Raw genomic sequence first — 15,466 nt, forward strand, 5'->3', positions numbered from 1 at the left:
AGGACTACGAACACCATTATAGGTGCTTTTTAGGCCCTTTTTTACAAGTTTGCAGCCAGCAAAGCCTCAATTTGAGGGGCTTCCACCCGAGTCATGAGGTGCTTGTAGGCTTGAATAGGATTCTTGCTAGAAAGTGGGGTGCCAATATCTGCCCAGGATTGTGGTGCCAAAGAAAGGAATTGCTCTACACCGGCAGCAACCTGAGGGATGACTGGCTTGAGATACAGGCTGAGCATGCGGAAGGCTTCCAAAGTCACGCTACAGACGCGTTGTAAATCTGGCTCGCGAGCGGGATCTTTAGCGATTTCCCAGGGCTTGTTCTCATCTACGAAACCGTTGATCTTATCGGCAAGCTCCATGATCGAACGTAATGCTTTTGCGTACTCGCGTCCTTCATAGAGTGCGGCAATTTTTTCACTAGCCTCAGCGATTTCTTTGAGTAAAGGATTGTTCATTGCCTCATCAGAGACAACGCCACCAAAACGTTTTACCAAGAACCCTGCACTGCGACTGGCAATGTTGATGTACTTGCCTAATAAATCGCTATTCACGCGAGCAACGAAGTCATTCAGATTTAAATCTAAATCTTCCATGCTGTCATTAAGCTTGGTAGCAAAGTAATAGCGGAACCACTCAGGATTAAAGCCGCATTCAATCACGCTATTTGCAGAAATTAATGTGCCACGAGACTTACTCATCTTCTCGCCATCAACCGTTAAGAAGCCATGAGCAAAGACATTGGTTGGCGTGCGGTAACCTGCAAATTTCAGGGTTGCTGGCCAAAACAAGGTATGAAAATACAGAATGTCTTTACCAATAAAATGGTATTGCTCGGTCGTAGTGTCTGGCTTAACCCACTCATCAAAATCAAGACCCTTAGCCTGACAGTAATTGAGGAAGCTGGCGTAGTAGCCTATGGGGGCATCAAGCCATACATAGAAGTATTTGCCAGGCGCATCAGGGATTTCAAAGCCGAAATAGGGAGCATCACGGGAGATATCCCAATCGCCTAATTTACTTTCTCCAGGCTCGCCAACCCATTCTTTCATCTTGTTGCGAGCTTCAGGTTGGAGTGGTGTTTTTACTTGAGTCCACTCACGCAAGAACGCCTCACAACGTGGGTCAGATAATTTAAAGAAATAGTGATCAGAAATCTTTTTAATCGGAGTTGCACCGCTGACTACCGAAAAGGGATTCTTTAAATCGGTAGGTGAATACGTGGCACCACATTTTTCACAGTTATCACCGTATTGATCTTTTGAGCCGCACTTAGGGCACTCACCCTTAATAAAACGATCCGGCAAGAACATTTCTTTTACTGGATCGTAAGCTTGTTCAATCGCACGTTTCTCAATTAGGCCAGCATCACGCAGCTTGATATAAATACTTTGCGCTAACTTTTCATTCTCGGGACTATCGGTGGTGTAGTAGTTGTCAAATGAGATAAGGAAGTTATCAAAGTCGCGCTTATGCTCTTTCCATACGTTGGCAATCAGCTCTTTTGGAGTAAGACCCTCTTTTTCTGCGCGCAACATGATTGGGGTGCCATGAGTGTCATCGGCTCCAACGTAATGAACTTCATGACCACGCATGCGCTGAAAGCGAACCCAGATATCGGTCTGAACGTACTCCACTAAATGGCCGATATGGATCTGACCGTTGGCATACGGTAAGGCGGAGGTGACTAGAAGGCGGCGCTGGGAGCTACTCATGTAAAGCGTACTTAAATAAGAGGGTTAAATGGAATCAATCCCCAATTATGCTGGGTAGAGCAATGATTTTAGTCTGCGGTTAAAGTAAAGCCCCGATTGCAAGCGATAAAATTGTTTTAGACCTCATTTAGAAAGTGCCTCATGGCTGCAAAACCCAGTATTCAAATGTCACACGCCTCCGTGCCTTTGGTCCATGAGGTGGAGATAATGGATGAGGCCGGACGGAGCAAGCTGGTGCATGTCCCTGGAGAGCGGCCGTTAACGATTTATCTGGACAAGCGCGAGGTGGTGACCTTAATGACCCTGGGAAGCGCCCCTGAGGCCCTGGTCTTGGGGTATCTACGGAATCAGCGCCTAGTGGAGTCGCCTGATGACATTGAGAGTATTCAGGTTGATTGGGAAACCGATTCTGCTGCGGTAAAAACTCGCCGCAGTACTGTAGATATTGATGCTTTGACCAGCAAGCGCGTAGTAACAACTGGTTGTGGTCAAGGAACCATGTTTGGCGGCCTGATGGAGGAGATGTCTGAGATTAGACTGCCCGATGGACCAAAACTGTCCCAAGAGGCCATTGTGGCTTTGGTGGATGCTATCCGGACTCATGACACGATCTACAAAAAGTCTGGCTCAGTTCATGCCTGCGCCGTATTTGAGCGCGATGGGGAGCACGGAGTTCGCCTCCTTCACTTTATTGAGGATGTAGGTCGCCATAACGCGGTTGACTCCATTTCTGGTCTGATGTGGCTAGCTGAAAAACCGGGTAAGGATTTAATTTTCTTTACTACTGGCCGCCTCACCTCAGAAATGGTGATCAAGGGTGCTCAAATGGGTATTCCTTTCTTGTTGACTCGGTCGGGGGTCACCTTAATGGGCTTGGAGCTGGCTCGCAAGACTAACCTCACCATCCTGTCCCGCTGCTCCGGTAAACACTTCGAGATCTATAACGCACCTGAGCGGGTGGTATTTACCCAAAACAAGCAATAAATTGATGGGCAGGGTTGGGTGAAGGTTTTACAATTCCGGCATGACTATTAAATCTGACCACTGGATCCGCCGCATGGGCGAGCAAGGCATGATCAGCCCATTTGAACCTGGGCAAGTTCGCCAAGACGCCGCCGGCAATAAAATTGTGAGTTATGGCACATCAAGCTATGGCTATGACATTCGTTGTGCAGACGAATTCAAGATCTTCACGAACATCAACAGCACGATTGTTGACCCTAAGAACTTTGATGAACAATCGTTTGTCGATTTCAAGGGTGATGTCTGCATCATTCCACCAAATTCATTTGCCTTGGCAAGAACAGTGGAGTATTTCAAGATTCCTCGTAGTGTATTGACTGTTTGCGTTGGTAAGAGTACCTACGCACGCTGCGGCATTATTGTGAACGTCACTCCATTCGAGCCAGAGTGGGAGGGCTATGTCACTCTAGAGTTTTCTAACACCACACCATTACCAGCAAAAATTTATGCTGGCGAAGGTTGCGCGCAAGTACTCTTCTTTGAGAGTGATGAGGTATGTGGCACATCCTATAAAGACCGCGGTGGCAAGTATCAAGGTCAGCGGGGCGTGACCCTGCCTAAGACCTAATTCATTCACGGTAGTGGAAAAATTTCACCTTGGTCACCGCCCCGAGCGGATTAACCTAGATGAATATCGTGCCACGCTGACCCGCTCAGCGGTTGCGCGCCCCGAGAATAATTTCTACCATTGGCTCTTGGGCACGAGTTGGACTAAGTTTCTACTCTTAGTTATCTGTGTGTATCTCGGTACAAACCTTTTATTTGCTCTGGCTTATCTGGCCTGCGGTCCTGACGCTATCACCAACACAAAGCCTGGTTCTCTAATTGATGTTTTCTACTTTAGTGTTCAAACTATGGCAACCATTGGTTATGGACAGATGACGCCAGTAGGACATTGGCCTAATTCAATTGTGACCTTTGAAGCTTTCTTTGGGATTGTGTATTCAGCATTAACTACGGGTTTAGCGTTTGCACGCTTTACACGACCAACGGCTGGAGTGAGGTTTTCAAAGGTGGCCGTGGTTGGTAATCATGACGGTATAAAAACGCTGAAGTTTAGAGTGGCCAATGACCGGAGCTCTCATATCGTTGAGGCACAGTTACGCCTCTGGTTGATTGCAGAGAGCATGACTACCGAGGGAGAGCGCTATCGTCGTTCTGTAGAGCTGCCGCTTCATCGCTCCGAGAGCCCAGTCTTCTCCTTAACTTGGACGGCGATGCATAGTATTGACGAATCCAGCCCTCTATCTGAGTATCTAGGCAATACCGCCTTGAGTGGTCACTGGCATTTGCTGATTACCTTTACTGGTTATCACGAGAGCTTAGCCAACCAAGTCTATGCCCGCCATGTTTACTTACCTAGAGATGTGCAGCAAAATGCGACTTTTGTCGATATAGTCACGGTTTCGTCAGATGGCAGTCGGATAATCGACCTAGCCAACTTTGAGAAGTGGGTTCCGAATACGTCGGATAAATTAGCAGGGGAGTATTTATGAAATTTCGTTTCCCAATCATCATCATTGATGAGGACTTCCGTTCCGAAAATATTTCGGGTTCTGGTATTCGCGACCTCGCCGAGGCGATCGAGAACGAGGGCATGGAGGTCATTGGCCTCACTAGTTACGGCGATTTAACTTCGTTCGCACAACAAGCATCTCGTGCCTCTTCATTCATAGTCTCAATTGATGATGAAGAGTTCGTATCTGATTCTGAAGATCACGATCTGCCTGCCTTAAATAATTTGCGTGCATTTATTACTGAAGTGCGCAAGCGTAATGAAGATATTCCAATCTTCTTATATGGCGAGACTCGTACCTCACGCCATATGCCTAATGACATTCTCCGTGAGTTGCATGGCTTCATTCATATGAATGAAGATACGCCAGAGTTTGTGGCGCGTCACATTATTCGCGAAGCAAAGGTCTATTTGGATTCACTTGCGCCGCCATTCTTCCGTGCGCTGACCAATTACGCCTCTGAAGGTTCTTATTCATGGCATTGTCCTGGGCACTCAGGCGGCGTTGCTTTCTTAAAGAGTCCTGTAGGCCGAATGTTTCACCAGTTCTTTGGCGAGAACATGTTGCGTGCTGACGTTTGTAATGCGGTGGAAGAGTTAGGGCAACTTCTGGACCATACAGGACCTGTATTGCAGAGCGAGCGTAATGCAGCTCGCATCTTTAATGCTGACCACTTGTTTTTCGTAACTAATGGCACTTCTACATCGAACAAGATTGTTTGGCACTCGACCGTAGCTCCTGGCGATGTAGTTCTGGTTGATCGCAATTGTCATAAGTCAGTCATTCATTCCATCACCATGATGGGCGCGATTCCAATCTTCTTAATGCCAACTCGAAATCACTTGGGCATTATTGGCCCAATACCTAAAGAAGAGTTTGAGTGGAAAAATATCCAGAAAAAGATTGATGCTAATCCTTTTATCAAGAACAAGAATGTCGTGCCACGTGTCATGACTCTGACCCAGAGTACTTATGACGGTATTGTGTACAACGTTGAAATGATTAAAGAGATGCTCGATGGCAAAGTAGATTCATTGCATTTTGATGAGGCTTGGTTACCGCATGCTGCTTTCCATCCGTTCTATAAAGATATGCATGCGATCGGATCGGATCGCAAGCGCACCAAGAAAAGTTTGATGTTTGCTACCCAATCTACCCATAAGTTATTGGCTGGATTGTCACAAGCTTCACAAGTGTTGGTTCAGGATGCAGAAGATACTAAGTTAGATCGAGATTGCTTTAACGAGGCCTATCTCATGCACACCTCAACAAGTCCACAGTACGCGATTATTGCCTCATGCGATGTCTCTGCGGCGATGATGGAGTCTCCTGGCGGCACAACCCTGGTGGAGGAATCCATTGCTGAAGCGATGGACTTCCGCCGTGCGATGCGCGAAGTGGATGATAAGTTTGGTGCCGACTGGTGGTTTAAGGTCTGGGGCCCAGATCATTTGGCGGAAGAGGGTATTGGAGAGCGCTCTGATTGGGTATTAGAGCCGAACGCAAGCTGGCATGATTTTGGTAAGCTTGCCAAAGACTTCAATATGCTCGATCCAATTAAGGCAACTGTGGTCACCCCTGGATTGGATATCGAAGGTAACTTTGGATCTATGGGTATTCCAGCGAGCATTGTTACCAAATATTTGGCTGAACATGGTGTGATCGTAGAGAAGTGCGGCTTGTACTCCTTCTTCATTATGTTCACCATTGGTATCACTAAAGGCCGCTGGAATACGCTCGTAACTGAATTGCAACAGTTCAAAGACCATTTCGATAAAAATGCTCCGCTATGGAAGGTCTTGCCTGAGTTTGTAGCTAAGCATCCACGGTATGAGCGCGTCGGCCTCAAAGATATCTGCCAGCAAATTCATGAGTTCTATAAGAGTCGTGATGTTGCGCGTATGACTACGGAGATGTACACCTCCGATATGGAGCCAGCCATGATGCCATCTGAAGCTTGGGCCAAGATGGCGCATAAAGAAGTGGATCGTGTTCCGCTTGATCAACTAGATGGCCGCGTTACAGCGATGTTAGTTACGCCATATCCGCCAGGTATTCCGCTCTTAATTCCGGGTGAGCGCTTTAACAAACGGATTGTTGATTACCTCTATTTTGCAAGAGACTTCAATGCCAAGTTCCCAGGCTTTGAGACTGATATTCATGGTCTCGTGAAGGCCGATGTCGATGGTCGCAGCGAGTATTACGTCGACTGTGTGAGACAGGAAAGAGACATCACCCTCTAATAAATAAGGCCCCTAGGGGCCTTATTTATTACTACTTCAGGAGGACTGAAGGAGAGGCGGGGATACTTCCCGGAATCTTTTGAAGCGACATGAACTGCGATAGTAATTTGATGGCTAGAGGTGAGTAGCCGTTGTTTTCGCTTGGAATGCTATAGAGATTGCCATCCAAACCTTCGATATTTGAAAACGGTCTTGGGGTAGATTGATTTTTATTCACCACAAAAAGAGCGTATTCGTTGGACTTGCTTGTATTGCTATTAAATGTAGTTGCAGTTGGTGGCAAGGTCACCATGTAAGGCTTTTCAGCTAGTTGAGCTTTTACTACTTGCCCTAAATATTCAAAAATATTATTCGTTGAGCGAATACGAATATTTAACTTAGGCTGCGACTTTTTCTCAGGACTGGGCTGATTGATCCCTTGCGCAAGGGTTTCTTGGCAAAAAATGCTGTCACCATATTCTTGGCGAACAAAATTTTCATACTTATTTGTATTGATACAAAGTTTATATTTTTTAGATACCTGGATTGGCTGAAACTTGAGCTCAGAAGAGTCGCCTACTTTTTGTAATACGATCCCCGATGCTTTCATCGCTTCAAAAGCATTGTCACCGAAGGTAGACTTCAAATGAGCAACAGTAAGAGGCGGCCCAATTTTTTGCGAAGTATCTACTACATAAGCTCCAAGACCATACGAGATCAGCTTATAAAGGTGTTTTTGGAATTCAGGATGGTCAGGCCTCAAGGGGTTATTAATCAGCGTGAGCGACTCACCATTGGCTTTTGTGATTTCAATTTCATCTACCACTAAGCTTAAGAGAACCTCTTTTGGAATGTGATTATGTTCAAAATATTTCACATCCTCGATTGGAAGTTCATTGAGGTAACCCTTCCAAAATACCGCATTATCAAGAGAGGATTGAGTAAAGTTAAAGCTATTGCCAACCGATAATGAAACTCCTGGCGTAATGCTATTTAAGCCACCATTGATCGGAAGGTAGGCCGCATTGTATGGAATGATGCCGCCTGAAAAAAATCCGCTGGCGTATGGATTGACTGTAATCGAACCAGAGCCATTGATATTGGGCATATCCAAGAAACTGACAGGGCGATTTTCTGAAGAACGTAAGATGTTCTGAAAGATCATATTGATCTGGTATTGCTCCAAAATATTTGCATATTTTGCAGACATCTCACTAAAGTCAGGAGCCATCGGGGTATTACAGCCGCCAAGCGCAATCATCACAGTAAAGGCAGCAATCGTTCTACAAGCTCTGGAGAGTAAGTTCATTTTTTTAATTGGTAAGAATAGTTTTGCTAGCGTAATGGTTTTTTGCTAAAAAGATTGGGCCAAGGCACAAATTTAGGGCAATTAGCCTTACTAAAGCTTGCGGCAAGACCTATTTAGTGGACTTATCAAGCTGAAAGGTTACCGGGGTATCCTCATCTGCTTTGCCAGCCGAGTCTGACTTGCCTTCTTCGCCTGTGAAGTTGAAATCCTGACTCTGAACAATAGCAGCGGGCTTATCTAGTAGGGTCGTGACTAAAGCCGGGAAGGCCATGACCACTACCACCATCACGAGTTGTAAGCCGACCCAAGGCAGGGCGCCCCAGTAGATATCGCTGCTTTTGACTTCTTTGGGTGCTACGCCTCTTAAATAGAAGAGAGCAAAGCCAAAGGGTGGATGCATAAATGAGGTCTGCATATTCACACACAACATCACGCCAAACCAAACCAGTGCTGCACTCGCTGCTGCTTGAGGATTGCCATTCATGGAATCGAGCAATACGGGTGAGAGTAGCTTGACGGCAACGGGTGCCAGCATAGGCACTACGATAAAGGCTATCTCAAAAAAGTCTAAGAAGAATGCCAAGAAGAAGACAAAGAGATTGACGACGATTAAAAATCCAATCCAGCCGCCTGGCAAGTTAGAGAATAGTTGCTCTACCCAGTGGCCGCCATCAACACCCTGAAAGACTACTGAGAAACAGGTAGATCCAATCAGAATGAACACTACCATTGCAGTGATGCGCATGGTGTTCTGATAGGCCTCTTTAATAAGCCCCTTCAGGTTAGGAATGCTAGCCCTCCGAATCCACGCAAGCAGTAAAGCACCCATCGCACCCATTGCACCAGACTCTGTCGGGGTGGCGATACCGGTCATGATTGTCCCGAGCACTAAAAAGATCAGCACGGCTGACGGAATAATGCCCATGAGGCATTTTTTCCAGAGCGCCCAGCCCTTAAGAGTGAGGTCGCCCTCAGGAACGGGCGGTAAATAGTCCGGCCGAACGCGTGACAGAACAAACGTATAAAGAGCAAACAGACCTATTTGCAAGAGCGATGGACCCCAAGCCCCTAAGTACATGCTGCCCACATCAGCACTGCCACTTTGGGTTTTAAGTTGATCCGCTAGAACAATAAGAACTAAAGAGGGCGGAACAAGTTGTGTAATGGTTCCAGAAGCTGCTAAAACGCCCGTAGCGTAGCGCATGTTGTAGCCGTAGCGCATCATCACAGGTAAAGAGATCATCGCCATAGCGATTACCTGAGCAGCTACTGTGCCGGTAATGGCACCCAGAATAAAGCCGACGATGATGACGGAGTAGCCTAGACCACCGCGCACTCTTCCAAAGAGTTGTCCCATGGAGTCCAGCATCTCTTCCGCAAGACCGCAGCGCTCAAGAATAGCCCCCATAAAAGTGAAGAAGGGGATGGCTAATAAAAGATCATTAGCTAGTACGCTGCCAAAGATACGTTGAGGAATGGCCTGTAAGAAGGGCATTCCAAAAAAGCCCTCGGTCATCGCAATGACGGAGAAGAATAGACCTGCCGCCATCAGAGAAAACGCTACCGGAAAGCCAATCAACATAAAGATGACAAGGCCGCCGAACATGAAAGGAGGCATCCATTCCAATGGAATCATTGCATCGGCTTTTCGTAATGAAGGTCTTCTGCCGGCAAGGTGACTTCACCTTTGAGAGCGCCGATTCGTTTGATGATTTCTGAGATACCTTGCAAGCTAAGCATGAAGAATCCAAATGGCACAACAAATTTAATAGGGTAACGAGCCAGTCCCCCAGAATTCATGGAGCCTTCTCCAACTAGCCAGGATGGATAGAACAATGAAGTCCACGATAGCCAGCAAAACAATAAACAGGCGGGCATCAAGAAGAAAATAAGTCCAAATAGATCAACCCAAAGCCTGCCGCGATCAGACAGATGAGAGTAAATCAGATCAACGCGGACGTGTTCGTTGCGTTTGAGAGTATAGGAGGCACCCAGCATGACGGATGCACTAAAGAGATACCACTGTAGCTCTAGTGGCCAGTTATTGCTGATATCAAAACCGTAGCGAAGCAGGGCATTCGCTGCTGAAACTATGCAAGACAACAAAATCATGATGCTGGCTGCATTACCAAGCATCTGATTAATGTGATCAATGCCCCTAGAGAGCTTGGACCAAAACCCCATTCGCTTTAGAGGTCAGCACGACCCCGTTTGATTGCAGCAAGGACTTGTGCGGGAGCTGTGCCACCTGCATGTTGGCGAGATTGCACGGAGCCATCCACCGTTAACAACGCAAAGACATCATCACTGATCATCTCAGGGCGATTATCTAAGCCACATGCAAAGCGCAATTCGGAAAGACTTAAATCGGTCAACATGCAATTTCTGCCGACACAAGCTTTAACAGCATGTGCCACAGCCTCATGGGCATCACGGAAGGCCAAGCCCTTTTTCACCAAGTAGTCAGCCAAGTCTGTCGCCGTTGCAAAACCCTCTTCAGCGGCCGCTTTCATAACATCAGCTTTTACTTCGATATGCGGAACCATATCGGCAAAGATACGTAAAGTGTCTTGCACTGTATCAACCGCATCAAATAGTGGTTCTTTATCTTCTTGATTATCTTTGTTGTATGCAAGCGGCTGACTCTTCATCAACGTTAGTAAAGAGATCAAGTCACCATAGACACGGCCGGTCTTGCCACGTGCCAATTCTGGGACGTCGGGATTCTTTTTCTGCGGCATGATGGAGCTACCAGTGCAAAAGCGATCTGGTAAATCAATAAAGCCAAAGCGTGGACTCAGCCACAGCACCAGCTCTTCAGAGAGGCGGGAGATATGCATCATTAGGATCGATGCGAAGGCGCAGAACTCAATAGCAAAGTCGCGATCAGATACCGCGTCTAATGAGTTATTGCAGATGCCATCAAAACCCAGATTTTTAGCTACTTGTTCACGATCGATTGGGTAGGTAGTGCCTGCCAATGCAGCAGCGCCTAAAGGCAAGCGATTAAAGCGAGCACGTAAATCTGCAAGACGACTTGCATCACGACTAAACATTTCGTAATAGGCCATTAAGTGATGACCAAAAGTAATGGGTTGCGCCACTTGTAAATGGGTGTGACCTGGCATGATGGTTGCAGCATGCTTCTCTGCTAAATCTAGCAAAGCCAAACGCAGCATTTTTAAAGTAGCGGCAATCTCATCTACGCTACCGCGTAGCCAGAGGCGTAAATCGGTTGCCACTTGATCGTTACGTGAACGGCCAGTATGTAAACGTTTGCCAGCATCACCAACTAATGCTGTGAGGCGGGCCTCAATATTGAGATGCACATCTTCAAGCGCTAATTGCCAGTCGAATTCACCAGCCTCAATTTCACTCTTAATTTGAGCCATACCTTTTTGAATATCGGCTAAATCTTGGGCGCTGATGATTTTTTGGTTTGCCAGCATCTGGGCGTGCGCCAAGGAGCCGGCGATATCAACCATAGCAAAACGTTGATCAAAGCCGATGGAGGCTGTATAGCGCTGAACAAGTTCGTCAACGGGTTCGGTAAAACGGGCCGACCAAGCTTGGGCTTTGTTGGCTAAGGAATTTTTGGATGAGCTCATAAACACAGTATATTGGTGTAGGTCTTTGATTATTTTAAATGTTATGCCCCAAACCCTGAATTCTGCATCCCCATCCCCCGCGCCAGCAGCCCCTAAGCGCCTTGTGATCGCCTCCCGTGAAAGCCGTTTAGCCATGTGGCAGGCGGAGCATGTGCGAGATTGCCTCAAAAAGCTCTATCCAGGCTGTGATGTGCAGATTCTGGGGATGACTACCCGAGGAGACCAGATTTTGGATCGAGCGCTCTCTAAAGTGGGCGGCAAAGGCCTTTTTGTAAAAGAATTAGAAGCTGCACTAGAAGATGGGCGTGCAGATTTAGCGGTGCACTCTCTCAAGGATGTGCCTATGGTGATGCCTGAGGGATTTGATCTTGCTTGCGTGATGGAGAGAGAGGATGCGCGTGATGCCTTCGTATCTAATGATTACGCTAGCCTAGAGGATCTCCCAAAAGGCGCCGTTGTTGGTACATCGAGCCTACGTCGTGAGTCAGTTTTGCGCGCAAAGTTTCCCCATATAGAAATTCAACCCTTACGTGGCAACTTGGATACACGCATGGGCAAACTAGATCATGGCGAGTATCAAGCAATTATTTTGGCAGCAGCAGGCTTAAAACGCTTAGGTTTAGAAAGTCGCATACGCGCCTACCTTCCTTGCGATCCCTATACACCAGCAGCAGGTCAGGGTGCGCTTGGCATTGAGACGCTGAGCAAACACCCCAACATTAAACAATGGCTGGCACCACTCAACGACTTGCCGACTTTGTATGCCGTTTCTGCAGAGCGGATGGTTTCTCGTCAACTAGGCGGTTCATGTGAAGTGCCTCTGGCAGCCTATGCAGTTTGGGAACAAAATCAAATGCAAATTCGCTCCTTTGTTGCTAGTACGGATGGCAAAGAAATCTGCCTCGCTAATGGAAATGCTTCTGTCAAATCAGTAGATGATGCCGAGGCACTAGGGCTTTTAGTAGCGCAAGATCTGCTATCGCAAGGCGCTGCTGATTTAATCCCGAAGATAGTTAAATAAGAATCCAGTAATAACGATGAGTACGAAAACTATTGTCATTACTAGGCCCAGTGGTCAAGCAAGGCAATTGATTGAGGTGCTCACCCAAGCGATCGAGAAGAGTGGGGTAGCTAAGCGAACCTTCCCTGAAATACTGTCACTCCCCTTGTTGACCATTGTTCCTAAGGACAATTTAGCACTGGCTGATCATATTGCCAGCGCATTAAAGGATGCCGATCTAGCGATCTTTGTTAGCCCTAATGCGATTGAATCTGTCATGCGTTTACTAGAACGAGATTGGCAAGATTTTTCCAAGAAGATCATTCCTATTGGTGTAATGGGTGGTAGTAGTAAGTTGGCATTGCAAAATCACGGTATTGGATTTGAAGAAACCCCAACGCCAATTGTGATTCCAGCAAGTAATGAGCACTGGGATTCAGAGGGCTTATGGCAAGAGCTGCAGGGCCTAAAGTGGGATTGGACTAATAAAAAGATTGTGATTTTTAAAGGCGAGGGCGGCCGAGATTGGTTGGCCGATACCCTGAAAAAAGCAGGTGCCACCATAGAGGCTATTTCTATCTACACTCGCATTCCTTTGGATGTTGATAATCCAGCATGGCAAGCTATTGGGGAAATGGATTTCAGTAAATCACTTTGGTTATTGACGTCATCTGAGGCGGTGCGATATCTGGGAGATATTGCTAAAGATCAATTTGCGCAAACGCTTGGGAGTGCAAGTGCATTGTGTCCACACCACAATATTGCTGATGCCGCTGAGCTGATTGGTTTTGGGGAGGTATTTACAACCGAGCCAGGTGATGAAGCTCTTATTAAAGCCACATTGGCTTGGCTCACTATTTCGTAGTGGAGTAGTTCAATAAAGCAGGTAAGAAAATCTCATTGACCAGAATGGGATGACCCTTTAAGCGATAAAGGGTGCGTCGTGCCCATAAGGGCGAGCTCAGGCCAGTATGGTCTTTGAAGCATTTTTTCCATAAGTCGCTACTTTTGTCTAGACGGGCAATATCACGTGATGGCTTTGCCTTGGAGTGCATGCGCGTTTTAGCAAAGAGCACTGCACCCAATGGCTTTGTACCAAGACGCAATACTGAGTGATTACTACCACTTGAACTCAAAGTAGGGATAACGCTATGCGCCATGACCAGAGGGGTGTTATCAACACAAAGCATCACTTCGCGAACGCGGCAGCGTCTAATCTTGAAATGAAAATAGCGACTCTCGTCGCTATTTAAGGTTTGAGGGCAATCACGCAAAACCTGAACTTGCAGTTTTTGCCCAATCACCTTCTCAATTTTTTGGGTTAAAGACCCAGTGTCGCTTAGCCATGGTTGCCACTTTCGTGGCGCCCGATGAACTTCACCAGAACCGACTCGATTCCATGCAGAACGGAGACGATTGCGGTGAGTCATTTTTAGCTGCCGCTAAAGTTACGACGTTGGCCGCCAGTCTTTGGTTTAGCAAAGCGTGGGCCGCCTGCTGGACGTGAGTCACCAGAGCGTGCTGGACGTGAATCCGCAGAGCGAGCAGGGCGTGAGTCAGCAGAACGAGCTGGACGTGAATCGCCAGAACGACTTCCGCCGCCATTGCCACCACCAGAACCGCCACCACCAAAGCGTGACTCAGAGCGTGCGCCAGAGCCATAACGACCGCCGCCACCGCCTGAGCGATTGCCACCAAAGCCACCGCCTGAGCGACCGCCTCCAGGACGACCACCGCCACCACCAAAGCTTGGCTTAGCTTGTGGCTCAAGACCAGCGATTACTGAAGCAACGATATCTTGCTGTGTAAAGCGCTCGATATTGCGAATCTTGGCACGATCACGATGCTCAACCAAAGTAATTGCTACACCATTGCGACCAGCGCGACCTGTACGACCGATACGGTGCGTGTAGTCCTCTGGTTTCATTGGCAAGCCAAAGTTAATCACATGGCTGATACGTGGTACATCAATACCGCGAGCTGCTACGTCAGTTGCTACCAAAATCTTGGTATGACCCTTACGTAAAGATTCGAGGCGACGCATACGAACAGCTTGAGGCATTGCACCGTGAAGGGCAGTTGCTTCATAACCATTGGCACGCAATGTGTCGGCGATCTTTTCGCTTTCAACTTGAGTGCTTGCAAACACCACCGCTTGATCCAAAGAGGCATCAGCCAAAATGTGCTCAAGAAGCTTGTGTTTATGTGACATGCTGTCAGCCCAATGCAACTTCTGCTCAATGTTGGCGTGCTTTTCACCTGCGTGAGCAAGTTCAATACGCTTAGCATCTGTAGTCAACTCGTTTGCTAAAGACATAATCTTCGGCGCGAAAGTGGCAGAGAACATCAAGGTTTGGTCACGACTTGCGCAACGTTTATCAATTGCTTCGAGATCATCAGCAAATCCCATGTCGAGCATGCGATCAGCCTCGTCAATCACGAGCTGTTTAACATCATCTAAGCGAATTGCTTTGCTATCGCACAAGTCGAGTAAACGACCTGGGGTTGCAACAACTAACAATGCACCTTTCAATGCTTGGATTTGTTTACCGTAAGGCATACCACCCATAACAGTGGCAATACGAATCCCTTTCATGCCGCGAACTAAGTTCACCGCATCGGCAGAAACCTGCTGAGCTAATTCACGTGTAGGGCAGAGCACTAACACTTTAGGTTGTGCGCGACCTGGTACAGGTGAATTATTCGGGTTGCTTTCGATGAGTTGATTAATCAAAGGCAATAAAAAGGCTGCGGTTTTACCGCTACCGGTTTGGCTGCTGACCAATAAGTCACCACCAGCTAAGGCTGCAGGTATAACCTGAGCTTGCACAGAAGTGGCTTGGGTATAACCCAGTTCAGCAACGTTTTTAAGGAGTGATGCCGCTAAGGCAAAGTTCTGGAACTCAGTTCCAGTGCTCTTTGAGTCTTGTGACTCGTGTTTAGTTTCTTTAGAAAAAGTCATGCTATTACACATCCCCTTTAAGGGATGTCTCCGTATGTTGCACCCATGGTTTTTTATAGGGTGCGATGGTCAAAGGCATCGACCATCAGACAAGCGGCAGCGCGTTTTTTGAA

General features: G+C 47.2%; 12 protein-coding genes and 1 pseudogene. 6 read left to right on the forward strand and 7 right to left on the reverse strand.

The annotated features are described in order from the left end of the window. Window positions 1-47: 47 nt before the first annotated feature. A pseudogene (gene metG, locus FD961_RS02990) lies at window positions 48-1,712 on the reverse strand (methionine--tRNA ligase); the annotation flags it as partial. 141 nt (window positions 1,713-1,853) lie between these two features. On the opposite strand from metG, the gene FD961_RS02995 reads away from it, so the two are divergent. The 4 genes from FD961_RS02995 to FD961_RS03010 are packed head-to-tail and all read left to right on the forward strand — an operon-like array spanning window position 1,854 to window position 6,495. After that, window positions 1,854-2,696, forward strand: a complete 843-nt coding sequence (locus FD961_RS02995) for a formate dehydrogenase accessory sulfurtransferase FdhD (protein ID WP_215394044.1) — start codon at window positions 1,854-1,856, stop codon at window positions 2,694-2,696. A gap of 40 nt (window positions 2,697-2,736) precedes the next feature. Beyond that, on the forward strand, window positions 2,737-3,303 hold the full coding sequence (dcd, locus tag FD961_RS03000; protein ID WP_071464932.1) for a dCTP deaminase: 567 nt from the start codon (window positions 2,737-2,739) through the stop codon (window positions 3,301-3,303). 13 nt (window positions 3,304-3,316) lie between these two features. Next, window positions 3,317-4,231, forward strand: a complete 915-nt coding sequence (locus FD961_RS03005) for an ion channel (RefSeq protein ID WP_215394045.1) — start codon at window positions 3,317-3,319, stop codon at window positions 4,229-4,231. After that, window positions 4,228-6,495 carry an arginine/lysine/ornithine decarboxylase gene (locus tag FD961_RS03010; RefSeq protein WP_215394046.1) on the forward strand — a complete coding sequence of 756 codons (2,268 nt, stop codon included), beginning with the start codon at window positions 4,228-4,230 and terminating at the stop codon, window positions 6,493-6,495. The genes FD961_RS03005 and FD961_RS03010 overlap by 4 nt, the downstream gene beginning before the upstream one ends. A gap of 31 nt (window positions 6,496-6,526) precedes the next feature. Here the strand turns inward: FD961_RS03010 and FD961_RS03015 are convergent, their stop codons facing one another. The 4 genes from FD961_RS03015 to argH all read right to left on the reverse strand — a co-directional run bounded on the left by FD961_RS03015 (window position 6,527) and on the right by argH (window position 11,391). Further along, window positions 6,527-7,783 (reverse strand): hypothetical protein, encoded by a 1,257-nt coding sequence (locus FD961_RS03015; RefSeq protein WP_215394047.1) that lies wholly within the window; start codon window positions 7,781-7,783, stop codon window positions 6,527-6,529. A gap of 109 nt (window positions 7,784-7,892) precedes the next feature. Further along, window positions 7,893-9,419 (reverse strand): TRAP transporter large permease subunit, encoded by a 1,527-nt coding sequence (locus FD961_RS03020; protein WP_215394048.1) that lies wholly within the window; start codon window positions 9,417-9,419, stop codon window positions 7,893-7,895. Beyond that, the gene (locus FD961_RS03025; protein ID WP_215394049.1) at window positions 9,416-9,967 is read right to left on the reverse strand and encodes a TRAP transporter small permease subunit; all 552 of its coding nucleotides are present in this window, start codon (window positions 9,965-9,967) and stop codon (window positions 9,416-9,418) included. The genes FD961_RS03020 and FD961_RS03025 overlap by 4 nt, the downstream gene beginning before the upstream one ends. A 5-nt stretch (window positions 9,968-9,972) precedes the next feature. Next, the gene (gene argH / locus FD961_RS03030; protein WP_215394050.1) at window positions 9,973-11,391 is read right to left on the reverse strand and encodes an argininosuccinate lyase; all 1,419 of its coding nucleotides are present in this window, start codon (window positions 11,389-11,391) and stop codon (window positions 9,973-9,975) included. A gap of 43 nt (window positions 11,392-11,434) precedes the next feature. On the opposite strand from argH, the gene hemC reads away from it, so the two are divergent. Beyond that, window positions 11,435-12,412 (forward strand): hydroxymethylbilane synthase, encoded by a 978-nt coding sequence (gene hemC / locus FD961_RS03035; RefSeq protein ID WP_251371315.1) that lies wholly within the window; start codon window positions 11,435-11,437, stop codon window positions 12,410-12,412. 16 nt (window positions 12,413-12,428) lie between these two features. Then, window positions 12,429-13,256: a uroporphyrinogen-III synthase gene (locus tag FD961_RS03040; protein WP_215394051.1), complete on the forward strand. Its 828-nt coding sequence runs from the start codon at window positions 12,429-12,431 to the stop codon at window positions 13,254-13,256. Here FD961_RS03040 and FD961_RS03045 read toward each other — a convergent pair. Next, window positions 13,246-13,821, reverse strand: coding sequence for a chorismate lyase (locus FD961_RS03045; protein ID WP_215394052.1), 576 nt, complete (start codon window positions 13,819-13,821; stop codon window positions 13,246-13,248). The genes FD961_RS03040 and FD961_RS03045 overlap by 11 nt on opposite strands. Before the next feature lie 2 nt (window positions 13,822-13,823). Then, window positions 13,824-15,353: a DEAD/DEAH box helicase gene (locus FD961_RS03050; protein WP_215394053.1), complete on the reverse strand. Its 1,530-nt coding sequence runs from the start codon at window positions 15,351-15,353 to the stop codon at window positions 13,824-13,826. Window positions 15,354-15,466 lie beyond the last annotated feature (113 nt).

It is taken from the genome of Polynucleobacter sp. TSB-Sco08W16, assembly GCF_018687455.1.
GTDB lineage: Bacteria > Pseudomonadota > Gammaproteobacteria > Burkholderiales > Burkholderiaceae > Polynucleobacter.

Bases quoted from the DNA above. Each gene is read 5' to 3' on its own strand.
- FD961_RS03045 (WP_215394052.1), bottom strand. From the start codon at position 13,821: ATGACTCACCGCAATCGTCTCCGTTCTGCATGGAATCGAGTCGGTTCT.
- FD961_RS02995 (WP_215394044.1), top strand. From the start codon at position 1,854: ATGGCTGCAAAACCCAGTATTCAAATGTCACACGCCTCCGTGCCTTTG.
- FD961_RS03015 (WP_215394047.1), bottom strand. From the start codon at position 7,783: ATGAACTTACTCTCCAGAGCTTGTAGAACGATTGCTGCCTTTACTGTG.
- argH (WP_215394050.1), bottom strand. From the start codon at position 11,391: ATGAGCTCATCCAAAAATTCCTTAGCCAACAAAGCCCAAGCTTGGTCG.
- FD961_RS03020 (WP_215394048.1), bottom strand. From the start codon at position 9,419: ATGATTCCATTGGAATGGATGCCTCCTTTCATGTTCGGCGGCCTTGTC.
- FD961_RS03040 (WP_215394051.1), top strand. From the start codon at position 12,429: ATGAGTACGAAAACTATTGTCATTACTAGGCCCAGTGGTCAAGCAAGG.
- FD961_RS03025 (WP_215394049.1), bottom strand. From the start codon at position 9,967: ATGGGGTTTTGGTCCAAGCTCTCTAGGGGCATTGATCACATTAATCAG.
- hemC (WP_251371315.1), top strand. From the start codon at position 11,435: ATGCCCCAAACCCTGAATTCTGCATCCCCATCCCCCGCGCCAGCAGCC.
- FD961_RS03010 (WP_215394046.1), top strand. From the start codon at position 4,228: ATGAAATTTCGTTTCCCAATCATCATCATTGATGAGGACTTCCGTTCC.
- FD961_RS03050 (WP_215394053.1), bottom strand. From the start codon at position 15,353: ATGACTTTTTCTAAAGAAACTAAACACGAGTCACAAGACTCAAAGAGC.
- dcd (WP_071464932.1), top strand. From the start codon at position 2,737: ATGACTATTAAATCTGACCACTGGATCCGCCGCATGGGCGAGCAAGGC.